Genomic DNA, 341 nt, shown 5'->3' with positions numbered 1-341 from the left:
CGACAGGACGGTCAGCGTGATCGCCATGCCCGGAAACACGCTCGGCCACCACGCGACGCGCAACACGTCGCGTCCCTCGGCGAGCATCACGCCCCATTCGGGCGTTGGCGGTTGCGGACCCAGGCCGAGAAAGCTCAGGCCCGATACGGCGATGATCGCGCTGCCGATATCGATCGTCGCGATGACCGGCACTGCGACGAGCACGTTCGGCAGCACATGCCGGAAGAAAATCTGCGTGCGCGAAAGACCGAAGCTGACTGCGTGCGTCACGTAATCGGCGCGGCGCACGACCAGCGCCTGCGAGCGCAGCACGCGCCCGAACTTCGGGATGCCCGCGATAC

1 protein-coding gene is annotated in these 341 nt (G+C 66.9%); it reads right to left on the bottom strand.

Annotated features, from left to right (window positions below; translation table 11 throughout):
- Nucleotides 1–341, bottom strand: a 341-nt coding sequence (locus tag QCE73_RS34040; RefSeq protein ID WP_309885341.1) for an ABC transporter permease subunit, incomplete at both ends; no start/stop codon positions are given.

It is taken from the genome of Caballeronia sp. LZ029, from assembly GCF_031451275.1.
GTDB lineage: Bacteria > Pseudomonadota > Gammaproteobacteria > Burkholderiales > Burkholderiaceae > Caballeronia > Caballeronia jiangsuensis.
This window is presented reverse-complemented; position numbering and strand designations above follow the sequence as displayed.